This is a genomic window from Streptomyces sp. 184 (genome assembly GCF_045781775.1).
Taxonomy (GTDB): Bacteria; Actinomycetota; Actinomycetes; order Streptomycetales; family Streptomycetaceae; genus Streptomyces.
This window is the reverse complement of sequence record NZ_CP123230.1, coordinates 6,286,131-6,304,938: the sequence shown is the minus strand read 5'-3', so window position 1 is coordinate 6,304,938 and position 18,808 is coordinate 6,286,131. Positions and strand designations below refer to the sequence as shown.

Annotated in this window: 15 protein-coding genes; 6 read left to right on the top strand and 9 right to left on the bottom strand. The window is 72.1% G+C overall.

Translation table 11 applies throughout. The annotated features are described in order from the left end of the window. Positions 1 to 85: 85 nt before the first annotated feature. The 6 genes from QBL21_RS26840 to QBL21_RS26815 all read right to left on the bottom strand — a co-directional run bounded on the left by QBL21_RS26840 (position 86) and on the right by QBL21_RS26815 (position 6,961). Complete coding sequence (locus tag QBL21_RS26840; RefSeq protein WP_407564804.1) at positions 86 to 835, bottom strand: SDR family NAD(P)-dependent oxidoreductase; 750 nt, start codon at positions 833 to 835, stop codon at positions 86 to 88. Positions 836 to 872: 37 nt separating this feature from the next. Further along, the gene (locus QBL21_RS26835; protein ID WP_407564803.1) at positions 873 to 1,844 is read right to left on the bottom strand and encodes a 3-oxoacyl-ACP synthase III family protein; all 972 of its coding nucleotides are present in this window, start codon (positions 1,842 to 1,844) and stop codon (positions 873 to 875) included. A 107-nt stretch (positions 1,845 to 1,951) separates the two neighbouring features. Then, a complete protein-coding gene (locus QBL21_RS26830; RefSeq protein WP_407564802.1) occupies positions 1,952 to 2,848 on the bottom strand; it encodes an LLM class flavin-dependent oxidoreductase in 897 nt (298 codons plus the stop codon). Positions 2,849 to 3,016: 168 nt separating this feature from the next. Beyond that, the gene (locus QBL21_RS26825) at positions 3,017 to 3,664 is read right to left on the bottom strand and encodes a TetR/AcrR family transcriptional regulator (protein ID WP_407564801.1); all 648 of its coding nucleotides are present in this window, start codon (positions 3,662 to 3,664) and stop codon (positions 3,017 to 3,019) included. Positions 3,665 to 3,891: 227 nt separating this feature from the next. After that, positions 3,892 to 6,051, bottom strand: a complete 2,160-nt coding sequence (locus tag QBL21_RS26820; RefSeq protein WP_407564800.1) for an MMPL family transporter — start codon at positions 6,049 to 6,051, stop codon at positions 3,892 to 3,894. Positions 6,052 to 6,277: 226 nt separating this feature from the next. Then, positions 6,278 to 6,961, bottom strand: a complete 684-nt coding sequence (locus QBL21_RS26815; RefSeq protein WP_407564799.1) for a flavodoxin family protein — start codon at positions 6,959 to 6,961, stop codon at positions 6,278 to 6,280. A gap of 301 nt (positions 6,962 to 7,262) precedes the next feature. On the opposite strand from QBL21_RS26815, the gene QBL21_RS26810 reads away from it, so the two are divergent. The 6 genes from QBL21_RS26810 (at position 7,263) to QBL21_RS26785 (ending at position 14,681) form a co-directional block, all read left to right on the top strand. Next, a complete protein-coding gene (locus QBL21_RS26810) occupies positions 7,263 to 7,667 on the top strand; it encodes a YybH family protein (protein WP_407564798.1) in 405 nt (134 codons plus the stop codon). Between the two features lie 55 nt (positions 7,668 to 7,722). Continuing rightward, positions 7,723 to 8,721, top strand: a complete 999-nt coding sequence (locus tag QBL21_RS26805; protein WP_407564797.1) for an amidohydrolase family protein — start codon at positions 7,723 to 7,725, stop codon at positions 8,719 to 8,721. Beyond that, on the top strand, positions 8,718 to 9,548 hold the full coding sequence (locus QBL21_RS26800; RefSeq protein ID WP_407564796.1) for an arylamine N-acetyltransferase family protein: 831 nt from the start codon (positions 8,718 to 8,720) through the stop codon (positions 9,546 to 9,548). Before QBL21_RS26805 ends, QBL21_RS26800 begins: the two co-directional genes overlap by 4 nt. Positions 9,549 to 10,143: 595 nt before the next feature. Then, on the top strand, positions 10,144 to 11,361 hold the full coding sequence (locus QBL21_RS26795) for a sensor histidine kinase (protein WP_407564795.1): 1,218 nt from the start codon (positions 10,144 to 10,146) through the stop codon (positions 11,359 to 11,361). A gap of 289 nt (positions 11,362 to 11,650) precedes the next feature. After that, positions 11,651 to 12,271, top strand: a complete 621-nt coding sequence (locus tag QBL21_RS26790; protein ID WP_407564794.1) for a TetR/AcrR family transcriptional regulator — start codon at positions 11,651 to 11,653, stop codon at positions 12,269 to 12,271. A gap of 187 nt (positions 12,272 to 12,458) precedes the next feature. After that, entirely contained in the window at positions 12,459 to 14,681 is a 2,223-nt protein-coding gene (locus QBL21_RS26785) for an ATP-binding protein (RefSeq protein ID WP_407564793.1), read from the top strand. Between the two features lie 341 nt (positions 14,682 to 15,022). Here QBL21_RS26785 and QBL21_RS26780 read toward each other — a convergent pair whose 3' ends face one another. Genes QBL21_RS26780 through QBL21_RS26770 form a run of 3 tightly spaced genes read right to left on the bottom strand, consistent with a single transcriptional unit; the run spans position 15,023 to position 18,772 of the window. After that, positions 15,023 to 16,072: a polyprenyl synthetase family protein gene (locus tag QBL21_RS26780; RefSeq protein ID WP_407564792.1), complete on the bottom strand. Its 1,050-nt coding sequence runs from the start codon at positions 16,070 to 16,072 to the stop codon at positions 15,023 to 15,025. Then, positions 16,069 to 17,016 carry a 4-hydroxy-3-methylbut-2-enyl diphosphate reductase gene (locus QBL21_RS26775; RefSeq protein ID WP_407564791.1) on the bottom strand — a complete coding sequence of 316 codons (948 nt, stop codon included), beginning with the start codon at positions 17,014 to 17,016 and terminating at the stop codon, positions 16,069 to 16,071. The genes QBL21_RS26780 and QBL21_RS26775 overlap by 4 nt, the downstream gene beginning before the upstream one ends. Continuing rightward, positions 16,970 to 18,772 (bottom strand): FAD/NAD(P)-binding protein, encoded by a 1,803-nt coding sequence (locus QBL21_RS26770; RefSeq protein ID WP_407564790.1) that lies wholly within the window; start codon positions 18,770 to 18,772, stop codon positions 16,970 to 16,972. Before QBL21_RS26770 ends, QBL21_RS26775 begins: the two co-directional genes overlap by 47 nt. Positions 18,773 to 18,808 lie beyond the last annotated feature (36 nt).

Sequence of the window (18,808 nt, the reverse complement as noted above, 5' to 3'; positions counted from 1 at the left end):
GGGCGTACGGCAAAAGCCGCGGCCGGGGCGGGGATCGCTCCCCGTCCCGGCCGCGGCCCACCCCGTGTGCGGCGGGGGCGAGGGCCTACATCCGCAGGGCGGCGTCCAGGCGGAGGGACGCGCCGTTGATCATCGTGTTCCCGATGACGTGCTCGGCGAGCGCCGCGAACTCGTCGATCTCGCCGAACCGCTTGGGGTGCGGCAGTTGGGTGCGCAGCGCCGCCCGGGTCCGCTCCGACACGTCGTCGAGCACCGCCGTGTCGAAGAGGCCGGGAGCGATGGTGACCACGCGGATGGCGTGCTCGGCCAGCTCCCGGGCCAGCGGCAGCGTCATCCCCGCGACGGCCGCCTTGGAGGCGGCGTACGCGGAGAGCCCGATCTGCCCGTCCCAGGCGGCGATCGAGGAGGTGGTGATGATGACGCCGCGGTCCTCCTCGACCAGCGGGTGGGCGGACATCCGCGGAACCGCGTGCCGGATGGTGTTGAACGTGCCGACCAGGTTGGTCTGGATGACCGACTGGAACTCCTCCAGGCCCATCAGGCGGCTGCCCATGATGCGCTTGGTGTAGATGCCGCCGGCGCAGCAGACCAGGGTGCGCAGCTCGCCCAGCTCCGCCGCCGTGTCCATGAGCCGGACGAGGGCGTCGTCGTCGTTGACGTCGCCCGCGACGAACGCGGCCCGCGGGCCCAGCTCGTCGGCGGCGGCCTTGCCGGACGCCTCGGAGCGCCCCATGACCACCACCCGCGCACCGGCCGTCACCAGCCGCCGTGCGGTCGCCAGCCCCATGCCCGTGGTGCCGCCGGTTATCACCGCCACCGTGTCTTTGACCTGCACAGCACTCTCCTCCGTACGGAGTTGGGGGATCCCTCGGTCAGGAGTCCTTCGGCTCGTACCAGCGCACGACCGCCGCACCGGCGCTCATCCCGGCGCCCACGGACAGCACGGCGAGCAGGTCGCCGTCGCGGAACGGGCGCTCCTCGTGCGCCAGCGAGAGCGCCAGCGGGGCCGAGGAGGTGGCCGTGTTGCCCGTGAAGCGGCCGTAGGTCGGCATCACGTCGGAGTCCACGCCCATGGACTCGCCCAGCCAGGTCACCAGCTTGGGGTTGGCCTGGTGCACGAGGATCCGGTTGAGCTGCTCCAGCCGCACCCCGGCCTTGGCCAGCGCCGAGTTGAGGAGCTTGGGGCCCATCTCCATGACGACGTTCTTCACGCCGCGGCCGTTCATCCGGAAGTAGCCGCCGTGCTCCGGGGTGTGGGCGTACTCGGCCTTCGAGCCGTCGGCCCACAGGTCCAGGGCGAGGATGCCGTAGCCGTCGGGGACCTCACCGAGCTGTACGGCCGCCGCCCCGTCGCCGAAGAGCGGCGCCGTCTTGCGGTCCGCCGGGTCGATGCACCGGGAGAAGGTGTCGGCGCCGATCACGACCGGGCGGGCCACGATGCCCGCGCTGAACATCCCGGTGGCGGAGGCCAGCGCGGACAGGAAGCCGGAGCAACTGGAGTTCACGTCGAACGCGGGCACGCCGGGCAGGCCCAGGTTGTCCTGCACGTACGACGCGGTCGCCGGGGCCGGGCTGTCGGGGCTGCCGGTGCCGAGGACGATCAGGTCCGGCGGCAGACCGGCCGGCGCGGCCTCGATCGCCCGGCGGGCGGCCTCCGTCGCGAGGTCGGACGTCTGCATCTCCGGCGGCGCGTAGTGCCGGCTCTGGATGCCGGTCCGCGAGCTGATCCACTCGATGTCGACGCCCGCGGTCGCGGCCACCGCCTCGTTGGTCACGGGCTCGCCGGGCAGATAGTGGCCGATGCCTAGTATTCCCACTGACTTCGTGGACCTGTTGATTGCCATGAAGGCTCCTTCATTTCTTTTCTGGCAGGGCGGACTGGCACACGCACAGCCGGGGATCGACAAACAGCGGACCGGTTGCCCGGATACGGGCGGACGTTGCGGTCTGCCTACCTGTCCTGAATCATCTTGCGTACGACGCTGAAGCGCTCGAACTGGCCGAGGGTGTCGCGTGCGGCGGGGGCCAGCATGAATTCGTCCACGCCGGCGTCGAGCAGTTCCGTGAGCTGCTCCGCCGTTTCCTCTTCGTCGCCGACGACGGCGTACTTCATCAGCCGCGGACCGTTCTCCACGCCGAACTGGCCGCGGAAGAACTGCTCGGCCTCCCGCCGGCCCGCCACCCGGTCGTGCGTGACATGGGTGAAGACGACGAGCTTGGTGCGCGGCACCCGCGCCCCCTTCTCGGCCGCGTACCGGGCGATCGTCTCCTTCGCCCGGACCACGCCGTTGGGGCTGAGCCACATGGCGAGCCAGTCCGCGTCCCAGCGCACCGCCCGGCGGATCGCGGCCTCGGACCGGCCGCCGACGAACATCGGCGGCGGCGCCGACGGCACCGGGGCGATCGGCGGCGAGGTGATCCCGGCCGCGTTGTGCGCGGCGTCGACGGACTCGCCCCGGAGCAGGGCGTGGACGACCTCAAGCGCGTCGTCGACCCGCTTGCCCCGGCCCTCCATGGGGATGCCCGCGGCCTTGAACTCCTTGGGGTTCTCCCCGCCGACGCCGACGCCGAGCACCAGCCGGTCGCCCGACAGCACGGCGAGGGAGGCGATCTGCTTGGCGGCCCACACGGGCTGGCGCAGCCCGAGCAGCATGACGCCGTAGGCCACGCGCAGGCGCTCGGTGACGGCGATCGCGGCCGCCAGCGAGATGCTCGATTCGAGCAGCGGGGTGTGGAAGGTCAGATGGTCGCCGACGAAGCCGAGCGAGAACTCAAGCTCCTCGGCCAGCCGGGCGCCGCGCACCAACTGCGGAGCACCGGTACGGAACGGATCGAAACTGGGAAGCATGACGCCGAAATTGAAATCGGAGTGTGTTCCCGCTGCCGTGACCAAGTCGAGCTCCTCTCACGGACCTGTTTGTCCTGGACGTGCGAAACCCACACTGAAAAGGACACCGCGGGAGAGGAGAAGAGTCCAACAGGGGCGAACGGGTCTGTCAGGTCATACAAATCGGCGTCAGCCGTCGGACGCGACCTGTGCTTCGATCCCGTCGAGCGCGTAGTTGAGCCCGAGATGGAAATTCGCTTCCCACCCGTACGCGAGCAACTTGTGCTCGACGATGGTGGGGTACTGTGCCTTGCGGAGGTCCAGTTGCTCTTGGAACGCGGAGATTTCCTCGTCGCTCCACTGGAGGCTGGACTGGCTGGTGGTGGCGCCCTGGACATGGTGCAGCAGCAGCCAGAAGGCCGCCGACACGTGCTGGCCCTTCAGCCCGCCGCGCACCAGCATCGCCTGGACGGCCTCCATCCAGGCCAGGAAGTTCGGCCCGATCGCCGGCCGCATCGGCAGCGCCGAGGACCACGGGTGCCGCAGCAGCATGCGCCGGCAGCCGGAGAGCGTGGCGACCACGTCCTCCCGCCAGTCGGGGCCGGGCTCCGCGGGGAGGGGGGCCTCCTGGAAGATGGCGTCGATGGCGAGGTCGAAGACGTCGTCCTTGGTGTCGATGTGCCAGTAGAGCGTGGTCGCGCCGACGCCGAGGCGTTCGGCCAGCCGCCGCATGGTGAGCCGGTCCATGCCCTCGTCGTCGAGGAGCGCGATGGCCCCCTCGGTGATCCGTTCCCGCGACAGCGGGGGATCGTTGCGTGCGGCCGACGGGCGGCGCATCCAGATGCTTCTAGCCGCGCCGGCGTCCGCGTCCGGACTCCCCGATGGCTTGCCAACGATGATCTCCACCGCCTTCCTGGCCCGACGTGCGACGGGGCGACTCATCGTACAGTGATCGGCACCGCGGCCGTCGGGCGGAACAGGTGCGTGACCAGCGGCACCCCGCGCCGTCCGGGGACTGCGCGGGATGCCCGCGGATCACGTCAACGTGGGTGTGCGGTCCGGTCTCAGTGCTCCAGCCTGACCCTCGGAAGGATCCGCTCCAGCGGCGCCGGCAGCCACCAGGCCCAGCGGCCCAGCAACTGCATGACGGCGGGGACGATCAGGCAGCGGATGATGACGGCGTCGACGAAGATCGCGACCGCCATGCCGAAGCCGATCTGCTGGAGGAGCACCTGGTCGCTGAACATGAACGAGCCGAAGACCACGATCATGATGGCGCCCGCCGCGGTGATGACGGAGCCGGTGTGCGCCAGTCCCTCGCGTACGGCCAGGGAGGTGTCCTTCGTGCGGATCCACTCCTCGTGGATGCGCGAGACCAGGAAGATCTCGTAGTCCATGGAGAGGCCGAAGACCACGGCGAAGATGAAGATCGGGATGTACGGCCCGACCGGCGTCGACTCCCCGAACACCCCGCCCTGGAAGACGAGGACGGTGGCCCCGAGCGCGGCTCCGATGCTGATGAGGTTGAGCAGCGCCGCCTTGACCGGGATCAGCACCGAGCGGAAGACCACCAGCAACAGCAGCAGCGACAGCCCGACGACGACGGCGATGAACAGCGGCATCCGGCCGCCGACCTTGGTCGAGTAGTCCTCGGCGGACGCGGTGGAGCCGCCGACCAGGTACGTGGCGTCGGTGTCCGCGGCCACCCCGGGCAGCACGTCGGAGCGCAGGTGCTTCAGCAGGTCGGTGGTCTCCGAGTCCTGCGGGGCGGACTCCGGGTAGACCATCACGATGGCGGCCTCGCCGTCCTCCGTGGGCAGCGGGGGCGCGGCGGCGGCGACGCCCTCGGCGTCGGCGACCGCCGACGCGGCGGTCGTGGCGGACTGTTCGGGACCGCCCTCGCCGCCCTCGACCACGAGGAGCAGCGGGCCGTTGAAGCCGTCGCCGAAGCCGTCGGCGAGGAGGTCGTACGCCTTGCGGGTGGTGGTGTCGGCCGCGTCGGTGCCCGCGTCGGCGAAGGCGAGCCGCATCTGGGAGACCGGCACGCAGAGCGCGCCCACGACCACCACGGCGGTCAGCAGCGCCGCGACGGGGCGGCGCTGCGCGCCGGCGGCCAGCTTGCGCCAGGCCGTGCCCTCGGTGCTCCTGCCCTTGGCCACGCGCTTGGCGGCGCGGGCGGTGAACTGGCGGGCGAAGCGTTTGCCGAAGATGCCGAGCAGGGCCGGCAGCAGGGTGAGTGAGGCGATCATCGTCAGCAGCACGGTCATCGCCAGGGCCAGCGCCACGCCGCGCAGCGAGCCGAGGCCGAGGGTGACCAGGCCGAGCAGGGCCACGATGACCGTGCAGCCGGCGAAGAACACCGACCGGCCCGCCGTGTCCAGCGAGTCCTTGGCGGCCTTGTCCGGCTCGACGCCCTCGGCCAGCTCGTGGCGGTACCGGGCGAAGATCAGCAGGGCGTAGTCGATGCCGACGCCGAGGCCGACCAGGACGATGACGTACTGGATCCACTCGGCGATGGTGAACGCCTGCGAGGCGAGCATGATGCCGCCGACCGCGGATCCGACGGCGAAGACCGCGGTGATCAGCGGCAGCCCCGCGGACAGCAGCGTGCCGAACATGAAGACGAGGATGACCAGGGCGGCGAGCAGGCCCAGCAGTTCGGCGGTGTACTCCTGCGACTCGGCCAGCTTCCGCGCCGCCTGGCCGCCGACCTCGACCTGGAGTCCGTCGCCCTTGGCCACCTGCGAGGCGTCGTAGATCGCCTCGGCGTCCTCCTTGGTGAACTCCTCGGCGGGGACGGTGAGCGCCACCGTCGCGTAGCCGGTGGTGCCGTCCTCGGAGATACCGGTCTCGTCCGCGTACGGGCTGTGGACGAAGGCGACCGTCTCCTCCTTCGCGACGTCGTCGAGCATGCTCTCGATGCGCTGCTCGACGTCGCCGCCGGCGAGCCCCTCCTCGTGGTGGAGGACGATCTGGATGGTGTCGCCGACCTCGCCCCCGCTGTGCCTGGCCAGGGTCTCCGCGGCCTGCTGGGACTCGGTGCCGGGCAGCGAGAAGTCCTCGCGGTAGTCGTCGCCGAGCGCCGACGCGCCGGCCAGGATGCCCACGACCAGGAGCACCCAGACGCCCACGACCAGCCACTTCCTGCGAAGTGACGCGCCGGCGATGCGTCCGATGACCCCTTCCTTGCGTTCGATGCGGGTGAGCTCTTCGGTGGCTGTCATGGTCTCCTCGGATTCCTTCGCTCGCATCTGGTCGGGCACGGAAAACAGCCGTGCCCCTGCCTGGAGCGGCAGAGGCACGGCTGGATGGACGCGTCACCGGTCGACCGCCCTCGGGCACGTGGCTGAACGATGCTCCAGTACTAGAACACTGTACGGGTACCGGAACAACGTACCAGAGGGGCCGGCCGGCACGCAGGTGGGGCGTGTCGTTCGGGGTATCGGCCGGTCAGACGTCCATGGACATGTCGGAGAAGTTGTCGAGCACGTCCTGGACGGAGGCGTACTCGATCTTCGACTCGGTCTGCTGGAGCCCGAGCTGGAGAGCGGTGGTCACCTCCAGCACGCGCTGGGTCTGGAACTCCATCAGCGCGAGGTTGTCCTCGTGGACGTGGCCCACCTTGTGCCGCGAGATGCTGCACGTGCCGTACGGCGAGCCGTTCTCGGGCGAGAGCTGGAGCTTGACGCTCGCGCCGGTCGGGACGATGACGCAGCCCCAGTGGGCCAGCATGTTGTAGAGCTGGATCAGCGTGGTCTGCGCGCCGGAGTGCGAGGCGGAGCCCGACGCGAAGACGCTCGCGGTCGTGGTCATCAGATGCCCCGGCACCGCGATCGGCGCGGTGTGGTCGAAGAAGTGGACGATCTCCGGCGCCGGCCCGCCGAAGTGGACGGGGGAGCCGATCATGATGGAGTCCGCCCAGATCAGGTCCTCGTCCGTGACGAAGCCGTTCTCCTTCGTCTCCTCCGCCAACTGCGCGTAGGCGTCCTTCGCCACCACCATCGTCTGGGGCAGCTCGGGGAACCGGCGCAGCCGCACCTCGGCGCCGGCCTTCTCGGCGTAGGCCGCGGCGGTGGTCGCGAGCTTGTGGACGTTCAGGCTCCGGGAGTGGTAGAGGATCGCAATCTTGACCATGGGACATTCCTCCTAGGCCGCCGCACATTCGAGTGCACCACTGCGCAGCGCTCGTCGATGCTATTGCTGGGAGAATCGACACGTTTCCGGTCGGGCCATAAGCATCGTCGGCGCCCGGCAGGGGCGTCCAGATGAGCGCGGAATAGTTCGTCAGGTACGTGTTCCAAGGCGCTGCCGCTATGACCGCCGGGACCTGCGTAAACGGGTTCCTTCGCGGACGCGCGGGGGCGTTGGCGGACGACCTGACAGACTCGCCGGAACGCCGTTGAGCAGCCAGTCCCGAGCGACTTTTACTGGCCGCATGTCGAATCCTAACGGCAATGGAAAATACGAACTGCCGCGCACACCGCGGGAACTCATCGAGGTGTGCGAGAAGGCATGGAACGACGGTAACTTCGAGGAACTCGACCACCTGTGGGAGCCGGGCGCCGTGCTCGTCGAACTCCCCGGGAAGATGCAGTCGATCCAGGAACTGCGGGCGTCGAGCGAGAAGTTGCACGTCCGGTCCCTGTCCGCCGAGATGAACGTGCAGCACGTCTACGAGGTCGGCGACCTCGCGCTCGTCATCACGGACTACGTGCACGAGGGCAAGGGCCCCGACGGCCGGCACATGCGGCTGGCGGGCACCGCGACCGACATCGTGCGGCGCGGCGGCGACGGCGTCTGGCGCTGCGTCATCAGCAACCCCGCCGGCATCCGGCGCTGACCCGCCGGCCGCCCAGAATCCAGAACCCCCTTCGGTCGCAATCGAGGTTCCGCACATGCAGCCAGACGGGCAGGTAAAGAGCGGCAGGCCGTGGGAGCGCGCGGTCGACGTGCACCACCACATTCTCCCGGACTTCTACACAGAAGAACTGGAGAAGATGGGCGTACGGACGATGGTCTCCGGCATCAAGAGGCCGTCGTGGAACGCCGGGAGCAGCCTTGCCATGATGGACCGCCAGGGAATCCGGGCGGCCGTGGTGTGCGTATGGCCGGGCGTACCCCCGATGCTGGAGGAGAAGCCCGCCGCCGCTTTCGCGCGGCGGGTCAACGAATACCTCGCGGAACTCGTGGCGGCCCATCCCGGGCGGTTCGGTGCCTTCGCCACGCTGCCGTTTCCGCACATGGACGCCGTACTGGAGGAGTTCCGGTACGCGGTGGGCCCGCTGGGCCTCGACGGGGTCGGCCTCATCAGCAACTACGCCGGCGTGTACGTCGGGGACCCCTCGATGGACCCCCTCTTCGCGGAGCTGGACCGCCGGCGCACCCCGGTGTTCGTCCACCCGACGGCCCCGCCGTACGGCGACCGGGCCACCGCGGGTCTCCCGCTGCCGCTCTTCGAGTTCCCCTTCGAATCGGTGCGGGTGGCCGCCCAGCTCCTCTACAACGGGGTGCTCGACCGCTACTCGGACCTGCGGCTGATCCTGCCGCACGGCGGCGGCGGCGTCCCGTACTACGCCGGCCGGCTCGCCGCCGGCGCGGACATCACCCCCACCCTGGCCGACCGGCTGCCGGCGGACCCCGTCCGCTCGCTCCAGAGGCTCTACTTCGACACCGCCATGGTGAGCGACCGGCTGGTGCTGACCGCCCTGCGGGCCTTCGCCGCGCCGGACCGCGTCCTGGTCGGCTCGGACTTCCCGGCGATGCCCGAGCCGTACATCAGCGGCGCCGGGCACCACGTCGTCGCCAACGCGGGGTTCAGCACGGAAGAGAAGAAACGCGTGGACCACGAGAACGCCTTGGAACTCTTTCCTCGGTTCAACAAGGACGGAGAGTGAGCAGCTTGCTGAGCGATGAGAAGGTTGCCGCCTACCTGGAGCGCATCGGGGCGAGCCGGCCGGAGAAACTCGACGCCGCCGCGCTCCGCATGCTGCACGAGCGGCACGTGCTGTCGGTGCCGTTCGAGACCCTCGACTACCACCTCGGCCGGGAGATCTACCACAAGGACGAGCGGGCCGTCGACAAGATCGTCTACGAGCACCGCGGCGGTGGCTGCGGCGAGGTCAACACCAGCTTCTACTTCCTGCTCCTGGCCCTCGGCTTCAACGCCAGGCTGCACCACGGGCGGGTCTGGTTCGGCGACCACCTGCACGGCCCGTACAACCACATCGTGGGCACGGTGGAGATCGACGGCGAGCACTGGATCGTCGACGTCGGCTTCGGCAAGATCAGCCGGTACCCGCTGCTGCGCAACGACGGCACGCCGCAGAAGAACCGGCACGGCGAGTTCTCCGTCCGCAGGGTCGACGACCGCACCACGGACGTCTACCGCAACGGCACCCCGCAGTACCGGTTCTACGAGGACGAGGTCGACCTGGAGCGCGACTTCGACCAGGTGGTCTGGTACTTCCGGTTCTCGCCCGACTCGCCGACGCTTCAGAACCTCGTCTGCTCCCGCCCCACCGAGGACGGCTGGGTGACGCTGAAGGACGACGTCCTGATCCTGGTCACCGGCAAGGAGCGGACCGTCGAGAAGCTCGCCGACGACGGCGAGGTGCTGGCGGCTTACGAGAAGTGGTTCGGGTTCAAGCTGGAGCAGCGGCCCGTGCCCAGCCCCTACGTGTCCACCGACCCCGCCCGGGTGATGTCCGTCGAGCAGGACTGACCCGGGCCCCGGAACGACGGGCCGAGCGGCCGGTCCGGTTGCGCAACCGCCTGCGCAACCGGGCCGCTTCGTGCTGTCCGGGGGCCGGCGGACGCCGTACTACTGGCGAGTACTCCCGCGGGAGTAGCGGCCGGCCCGGGTCGCCCGGGGAGGTAGGGCGGGTCTCGATCGCGGGAGCGAAGACATCCCCCGGGGCACGCGGGACGCTGGATACGTACAGCACAGGACCAGCAGTCGTCCCGAACGGGTGGGGGAGGTGACCGGGTAGCGGCGGCGCGTCCTCCCCCCTCGGCAGGCCCGCTTCCCCCGGCCGGGCCCGCCGCGGAGGAGGAGCCGGCGCCGGCCCGGTGCACAACCCACCATCGTGCGGGCCCGGTTCCCCCGGCCGGGCTCGCCGAGCGGGTGGGCGGCGGCCGTGCACGACGGCCGTACGCTCCACCAGCCTGCGGGCTCCGGTTCCCCCGGCCGGAGTCCGCGGTCCCCGCCCCGCCGGGCGGCCGGCCTCTCGAAGGCCGCCCGGCGGGGCTGCCGCCGTCGCCCCGGGGCGCACCGGTGGGAATGACACGATCGGGCCGTCTGGGTGAGGATGAACCGCATGCCGTCACCGTTATCGGGACAGGGGAGGCTCGTCCTGCCCCTGCGCAGGGACCTGGCGCTCGCGGCGGTCGTGGCGGCCACGGCGGTGGGGATGGCGCTGCTGGCGGAGGTCGAGGTGGGCGCCCACCGCCCGGACGTGCCGGGCTGGATCATGCTGGTGGCCGCCTGCGGTGCGCTGGCGTGGCGGCGGCAGGCGCCGATGCTGACGTTCGCGGCGGTGATCGGCTGCCAACTCCCGTACCACGCCCTCCAGAACATCCACAGCGCGCCGGTCCCCGCCACCGTCCTCGCCGTCTACTCGCTCGCCTTCGCCGGGCCCCGGCTGCGCACCGCGCTGGTCGTCGGCGGGATGCTCGCCGGGCTGATGGCGGTGCTGACGACGGTCGACATGAGCCGGGCCATGGACATCCTGCGGATCTCCGGCTGGGTCATCGCCGTCGCCCTGTTCGGCGAGGCGGTACGGGTGCACCGCAACTACCTCTCCGCGATCGTCGAACGCGCCGAACGGGCCGAGCGCACCAGGGAGGAGACCGCCGCCCGGCGCGTGGTCGAGGAGCGGCTGCGCATCGCCCGCGACCTGCACGACCTGCTGGCGCACAGCATCACGCTGATCGGCGTGCAGACCTCCGTCGCCGCCCACCTCGTCGTCTCCGACCCGGACCGGCTGGACCGCAAGGCGATCGCCGAGGCGCTGGACGGGATCGCCGGCACCTGCCGCAGCGCCCGCGCGGAGCTGCGCACGACGCTCCAGGTGCTGCGCGCCGGCGAGGGCGGCCAGGACGGCACCGGGCCGCTGCCCGGGCTCGCCGGACTCGACGGGCTGGCCGAGGCGGCGGAGGCCGGCGGCGCCAAGGTGGCGCTGTCCGTCACGACGGACCTGGAGGTGCCGCAGGCGGTGGGGGCGGCGGCGTACCGCATCGTGCAGCAGTCGCTGACCAACGCCGTGCAGCACGCCGGACCCGGCGTGCGGGTGCTGGTCGAGGTCCACTACGACGAGGACGCGGAGGCGCTCTCGGTCTCCGTCACCGACGACGGCCCGGCGAACCGCAGGGAGCCGCCGCGCCCGGCGGGCCCGCGCCACGAGGGGTACGGCATCGCCGGAATGCGCGAACGGGCCCGGAGCGTGGGCGGGTTGCTGGACGCGGGCCACCGCCCGGGCTCGTACGGCTTCGCGGTGGCCGCCATGCTGCCCTGCGGTCAGGAGGCGGACCCGTGAGCGGTCCGGACCGCGCGGCCGGGAGGCGCCCGGCGGGAATCTGACCCAACGACCGTCCGTCCTCCATCCGGTCGAGATCACCGCAGCGGACAGTTGAGGTGATCGAACGGCCACCATGGGTGACCATGGCGACCGCCCCACTTTGGGTGGTCACGGCGCGGGGGCGGCCTTGTTCTCCTGCTACCCGTACGCTGTGCTAGAGCCCGTACGTTGTGCCATAGCTCGTACGACGTGCTGTGACTCGTACGCTGTATGTGTGGGGGGCAGTTGGTCCGAGAAGGAGGAGTGGATGGGGAAGCAGAGTCAGGTCGTGGCTTCGGTCGGTTGGAACCACGCCCCCGGCGCCGCGGTGGCCGGCAAACAGCAGGCCGCGCTGAGCGCGGCGCAGGAGTTACTGCTCGACGGCGGCTGGTCGGCGGTGACCCACCTCGCGGTGGCCAGCCGCAGCGGCGTCGGGCGCACCACGTTGTACCGCTACTGGCCGAACTCCGCCACCCTGATCCGGCAGGTGCTCAGCCAGATCTTCGGGGTGGAGCACGCCGTGCCGACGGGGCGGCTGCGGGAGGACCTGATCGCGGAGTTGCAGACGGTCCGGGTCATGCTCCAGGACCCGACGCGCGATCGCGCGCTGCGGCTGCTCATCGACCGGTCGGCCATCGACCCGGCGTGCGCCAAGGTGCTCGACTCGTGCCGGCAGAAGGGGTCGGAGGTGGTGAGCGAGATCCTCAGCCGGGCGGAGGCCGAGGGGCGGCTGGTCGAGTCGTTCGACCTCGACGAGGGGATCGAGCGGCTGCTCGGGCCGGTCATCTTCCGCCGGCTGTTCGGCGGGGAGGACTTCCCTGCCGAGGAGGTGCCGTTGCTCGTGGACGCGTATCTGCGGGTGAACCTCCGCGGATCCGCCGCAGCCTGACGGGGGCCTGCACTTTCATCGATCCTTCAGCGGGTCTGGATGTGCGAGGCGCACTCTGGTCACGCGATTTGTGGAACGAGATGCACCGGAGAGAGGCGACGTTGTTGGTGCTCTCGGGGGACCACCTGATCGACGCTTACAAGGGGGCATTCTGGTGAGCATTCTCGTGGAACTTAGCCGCTGCACAGTGCCGAGCGAATGGTCCGCCGACATCGCGCCCGGCCACGCCCCGGCCCTCAACGACACCCTGATCGGCCGGGAACGGGAGATCGACGAGGTCCGGGCCAGGCTGGCGGCCCCCGGCTGCCGGCTGCTGACGGTCACCGGGCTGGCGGGCGTGGGCAAGAGCGCGCTCGTACGCGCCGTGCTGGCCGAACGTACGGGCAAGGACCCCGACGCCGCGCTGAGCGTGGACCTGGCCGCCGCCGCGGACGCCGGCGGGGTCTGGGCGCGGGTCGCGGCGGCCCTGTGCCTGCCGCAGGACGGCGACGCCCGGGAGGCGGCCTGGACGGCGCTGGCCGAGCGCGCCGCCGACCGTGAACTCCTGCTCGTACTCGACAACGGAGACCTGGCCGCACGCGCGGTCGCCGGGGACATCGCCGCGCTGCTCCAGCGCACGCCCCGGCTGCGCGTGGTGTTCACCAGCCGGGTCGCACTCGACATCCACGCCGAGCGGATCTTCCCGCTCGGCCCCCTGTCCACCGGCGAGTCCGGCCCGTCGGCCGGCTCGGACGCGGCGCGGCTGTTCGTCGCCCGCCTCCAGCCCCACTACCGCTGGGCCGCCACGTCGGCCGCGGACCGCGACGGCATCGCGGAGATCTGCGCCCTGCTGGAGGGGGTGCCGCTGGCGGTGGAGGAGACGGCCCGCTCGGTCGGCGCGCTCAGCCCGCGCACGATGCTCAAGCGAATACGCGACGGCGAACAGCTCTACAGCAGGCGGCTGGTGGACGTACCGTCCCGGCACGGTTCGATGAACGCCGCGCTCTCCTGGGGCGACGCCGCGCTCACCACCGGCGAGCTGCAACTGCTGCGCCGCCTGTCCGTCTGCGAGTCCACGTTCGACCTGACCGTGGCCCAGCACGTCGCGGGCCTCAACTGGGTGCAGACCGTGCAGGGCCTGGACGCGCTGGTACGCAAGAGCCTGCTGCACAGCGTCAAGCGCGAGGGCGCGGAGCCGGAGTTCCGGATGTTCCGTGCCACCCGGCACTACTACCGCAAACGGTTCGCCGGCGACCCCGCGGACCTGGCCGCCACCAGGGCGCGGCACGCCGCCCACACGATGGAGTTCGCACTCCAGGCCCGGCAGGGGCTGCGGGTGCCCAAGGAGCGCGAGTACTGGCTCGAACTCGTCGCCGAACGCACGCCCGACCTGTACGCGGTGGCCCGGCTGTACCAGGAGGACGGCAACCACACGGCCGTCGTACGGATGCTGCTGGCGCTGGAGGAGGCGTGGACCGTACACGACCTCCTCGGCGTCGCCGGCACCCTGCTCGACGGCTCGATCCCGGCGCTCAAGGGCGCCGAGGCCGCCGAGGCCGCGGAGGCCGCCGCCCGCTGGTCGCTCACCGAAGGCGACCTGGGGCGCGCCGAGGAGTACGTCGAACACCTCGGCCGCAGCCGCGACTTCGCCACCCGCGCCGCGGCGCTCCGCGCCGAGCTGATGCTCGGCCTCGGCGACGCCGCGGGAGCCGTACAGCAGGCCGAGTTCGCCCTCGGCGGCAAACGCGGCCCGGGCGACACCGTGGCCGCCGCCCGCCTGCTGCGCACCCTCGCCGCCGCCCGCGCCGCACTCGGCCGGCGGCAGCCGGAGGAGCCGCTGGCGAAGGCGGCGCAGGGGCTGATGAACGCCGGCGAGCCGCGGCACGCGGCGCTGACCCTGGCCGCCCTGGCCCGGGAGCAGCGCGGCGACGCCCGGGCCCGGGCCAGCGTCGGGGAAGCGGTGGAACTGCTGCTCGCGCACGCCGGTCCGGTACGGGACGTACGCGCCGTGCTGGCCACCGCCGCCGAGGCGGTGCCGGCCGACGGCGAGGCGTGCCGGCGGCTGCGCGCGCTGGCCGACGAGATCCCCTGCCGGGGCGACGACGCACCGCTGGGCGCGCCCGAGCGGGCCGCCGTGGCGGACCGCAGGGCCGTGCTCGTCACCGCGCTGGCCACCCTGGCCGAGGAGGCGCGCGACGAAGCGGAGGCCGCACCCGACGACGGTCTGGAGCGGCTGACGCACCGGCAGCGGCAGGTCGCGGAACTGGTGGCGGAGGGGATGACGAACCGGCAGATCGCCCGCTCGCTGGAGCTGTCCGAATGGACGGTCGTCAACCACCTGCGCCAGGTCATGCAACGGCTCAACTGCCCCTCGCGGGTGCACGTGGCACGGATCGTGCAGGGGCGCGCCACCGCCCGCCTCTCCGGCTGACCCCCCTCCGTCACCGACCCCCCGCACCCCCCTCGCCGACCACACACCGACCCCCCGCAGCCCCCCACCGCCCCCACCGGCCATCAGCCCCCCACCACCCCCACCGACCATCAGCCCCCACCCGCAAGCAGCGGGCCCGTCCGGATACCCCGTGATGCCCTAAAGACCGGACGGGCCCGCTTTCCCCTGCCCCGGACTCCCGCCGCGTACCGGCGTACCGGCGTACCGGCGTCCCGGCGCACGGTCGCCACGCAGGAAACCGCCGGCCCCCGCGCGTCAGCGCGGTGACCGGCGGTTTCCGTCCGAGCACAGCCGTGCGGTGGCGGTGCCGTACGGTCGGCTCAGCTCTTGCGGTGGGCCGCGGCGACGGCCATGGCCCGCAGCTCCTCGGCCCACTCCGGGTGCAGCGCCCGCTCCGCCACCGCGATCGCGGCCCTGAGCCGCTCGTCGATGACGTTCTCGACCCGCTCCTTCATGCCCGTCGCGAGCAGCAGCTTGTGCAACTGCTCGGGGTCGGTGCTGCGCAGGTCCGTGCGGACGAGCGCGGCGACCTCGGGCTCCTCGTGCAGGGCGATGGACATCAGCAGCGTCATCTTGTGGCTGCTGAAGTCCAGCCGGGCCGACTTGCCGGTCTCGGCCTCGTCCCCGAACGCGTCCAGCAGGTCGTCCCGGAGCTGGAACGCCTCGCCGAGCGCGAGGCCGTACTCCTCCAGGGCCGGCCGCAGCGCCTCGTCGCCCGCCAGGGCCGCGCCCATCACGAGCGGCTGGGCCACGGTGTAGCGGCCGGACTTGAACAGCGCGATCCACCGGGCGAGATCGGGGTCCGGCACGCTGCGCGCGGCGCTGCGCGCGTCCAGGAACTGCCCCATCATCACCTCGGTGGTCAGGTCGGACCAGACCCGCCGGGCGGCCAGGGGGCAGTTCTCCAGCAGCCGTTCCGCCTGCACCAGCGCGAGGTTGCCCGCCAGCAGCGCGACGCTCTCGCCGTAGTGCCCGCTCTCGCCCTGCCAGCCCAGCTCGCCGTGCAGGTGCGCGTGCCGCCGGTGCGCGGTCGGCCGGCCGCGGCGCAGGTCGGCCTCGTCGATCACGTCGTCGTGCAGCAGCGCGGAGGTGTGCAGCAGCTCGACGGCCGCCGCCGCGTCGACCGGGAGGTCGGACTCCGGATCGCCGCCCGCGGCGAGGTAGCCGGCCAGCAGGAACGACGGGCGCAGCCGCTTGCCGCCGCCGCCGACCATCTCGGCGACGCAGTCGACGAGTTCGACGGAGTCGGGGTTCTTGGCGCCCCAGTGGGCGCGGTCCGCGGCGAGGAAGGCGGCGAGCCGCTTCTCCACCCGGGCGAGCATCGTCTCGCGGAGCCGCCGGGGTGCCGCGATCGTGGTCGTCGTCGTCATGCCAGGCTCCCGGGCATCGCGAAGGTGATGTCCTCCTTGGTGGTGGTCAGGGTGTCCACGTCCCCGTACCCGAGTTGGCGCAGCCGTTCCAGCAGCCCTTCCACCAGCACCTCGGGGGCGCTGGCGCCGGACGAGACGCCGACGGTACGGGCCCCGCCCAGCCACTCCGGGTCCAGCTCGGCGGCGTTGTCGACCAGGTGGGCCGGGGTGCCGTAGGAGCGGGCGACGTCCACCATGCGCTGCGAGTTGCTGGAGTTGGCGGAGCCGACCACCAGCACCACGTCGGTGCAGGCCGTCAGCGCCTTGACCGCGTTCTGCCGGTTGGAGGACGCGTAGCAGATGTCGTCGGAGCGGGGCCCGCGCAACTGCGGGAAGCGCTCCTCCAGGATGCCGACGATGCCGGCGGTCTCGTCGATCGACAGCGTGGTCTGCGTCAGGTACGACAGCGCCGCGCCCTCGGGGAGTTCCAGCGTACGGGCGTCCTCCTCGGACTCCACCACCACGATGTGCTCGGGCGCCTCGCCGACGGTGCCCTCGACCTCCTCGTGGTCGCTGTGGCCGATGAGCAGGATGGTGTCCCCGGCGGTCGCGAACCGCTTGGCCTCCTGGTGCACCTTGGACACCAGCGGGCAGGTCGCGTCGATGACCTGAAGCTCGCGGCTCGCCGCGTTGCGGCGCACCTCGGGGGCGACGCCGTGCGCGGAGAAGACGCACACCGCCCCTTCGGGCACCTCCTCCTCGGAGTCGACGAAGACGACGCCCCGGTTCTGGAGGCCGTCGACGACGTACTGGTTGTGAATGATCTGTTTGCGTACGTACACCGGGGGGCCGTGCAGCTCCAGGGCGCGTTCGACCATGCCGACCGCCCGCTCCACGCCGGCGCAGAAGCCGCGGGGCTCAGCCAGCACGATGCGCTTCTTCGGCTCGGTGTCCTTGCTGGTCATCAGGTCCTCCTGGGAATCGTCTGGTCGGGGCGAGGACGGCGCGGGCGATCGCGTGGGTGTCGGTGAGCGTCACCGAACCCACCGCCGGGCGGATCGCGGCGGCGGTGACCCCGTGCGCGGACTCGGTGGGCACGCCGACGGCGAACCGCCGCGGGTGCGGCGCCCCGTCGCCGCCGACGACGTGGAACGGCCGCCGGGTGACGGCGAGTCCGCCCGCGACGTAGCCCGTCCGGCCGGGCCCCAGTTCGTACGGGCGGCACTGCCCGGTCGCGAGCAGGTGCCGCAGCAGCGGGTCCGCGGTGCGGCGCAGGTCGACGCCGGGCAGCCGGCCCTCGATGAGGACGCGGGCGGTCTCGCGCGAGCCGGTGACCCGCGGCGACTCGCAGGCGAACATGCCCGCCTCCCGGTCGGCCGCCACCTGCATCGCCGGGCCGACGATCCGCACCACGCCCGCGTGGACGAGGGCGATCAGCTCCTCGGTGCGCCGGGCCGGCGGGCCGAGGGAGAGGTAGGAGTTGAGCGGCGTGAACCAGCGGTCGAGGTCGCGGCGGCGCGACTCGCCGCCCAGGCCCGCGTGGTCGACCGCCAGGCGGACCTCGTCGCGCAGGTCGTGCAGCACGTCGAGGGCGGCCCTGACCGGCCCGCCCACGGTGTCCGTACGGGCCTCGGCGGCCCCGCGGGCGTCGCGGAACTCCGCGGTGCGCTCCGGCCGGTGGCGGCCCGGCAGCAGCGCGGTGTAGTACGCGGACTCCATCTCCCGGGCGATGAGCGGCCACAGGGACTCGCGGAAGTCGAGCCGTTCGCCGTCGTCCTGCGCGCGGAGCCTGGCGATCAGCTCCTCGGTGAAGACCTGCGGCATGTGCCGGCCGGCGGCCCCGTTGCCCGTCTCGCCGCCCGTACCGTACGGCACGCCGCGGCGGGCGCCGCACAGGACGCGCGGCTCGCGGCCGGAGGGCCGGTAGCCGAGCCGGCCGCTGCCGTCGCGGTGGAACCGGCCGCCGCGGCCGGTGGTCAGCAGGGTCATGTAGTCGAAGAAGTTCAGCCCGAGGCCGCGCAGGATCACCGGCTCACCCGGGGCCACCGTGCTCAGGTCGACGTCCGCGGGGTTGGCCGGGTCGAGGTAGACGAGCCCGTACTCGGCGGCGAAGGCGGCGTGTTCGCGCTCCTGCGCGGTCGGCCGCACCGGCACCCGGCCCTGCGCGAGCACCACGGCGTCCAGCCCCGTCAGCCGCCGGCCGTTGTCGAGGACCAGCTCCTGGGTGCCGTCGGGACCGTCGTCCAGCGACACCGCGCGCGCCGCGTGCACCCGCAGGGCGACGGTCTCCGCGGCGTGCACGGCGACCCGGCGGAACACCCAGCGGTAGTAGCGGGAGGCGAGCGCCCTGCTCGGGTACGAGTCCGGGGTCAGGCTCCGCGCCTCGGCGGCGTCGGCGCCGGCGGCGCCGAGGCCGCCGGAAGCTGCCAGCGAGCGCGCCCACTCGTACAGGCCGGGCCCGGGGAGCTGCGGCACGCCGTCCAGCTCCACGCCCTCGCCGGCGAACGCCGTCACCTGCCCGGCCACGGTGTTCAGCGGCAGCGAACGGTCCTGCCCGGTGCGCCACACGCCGCCCGCGCCGGCCGGCTGGGGGTCTATGAGGTGGACCGTCACGGCGCGCCCCGCGGCGAGCTTCCCGGCGTTCGCGGCGAGCCGTTCGACCACCGAAAGGCCGCGTGGCCCGGCGCCGACGACGCCCACCACGAGTGACTTCTCGCTCATCAAAGGATCTCCCTCTCCGGGGAGGTCACCCCGGTG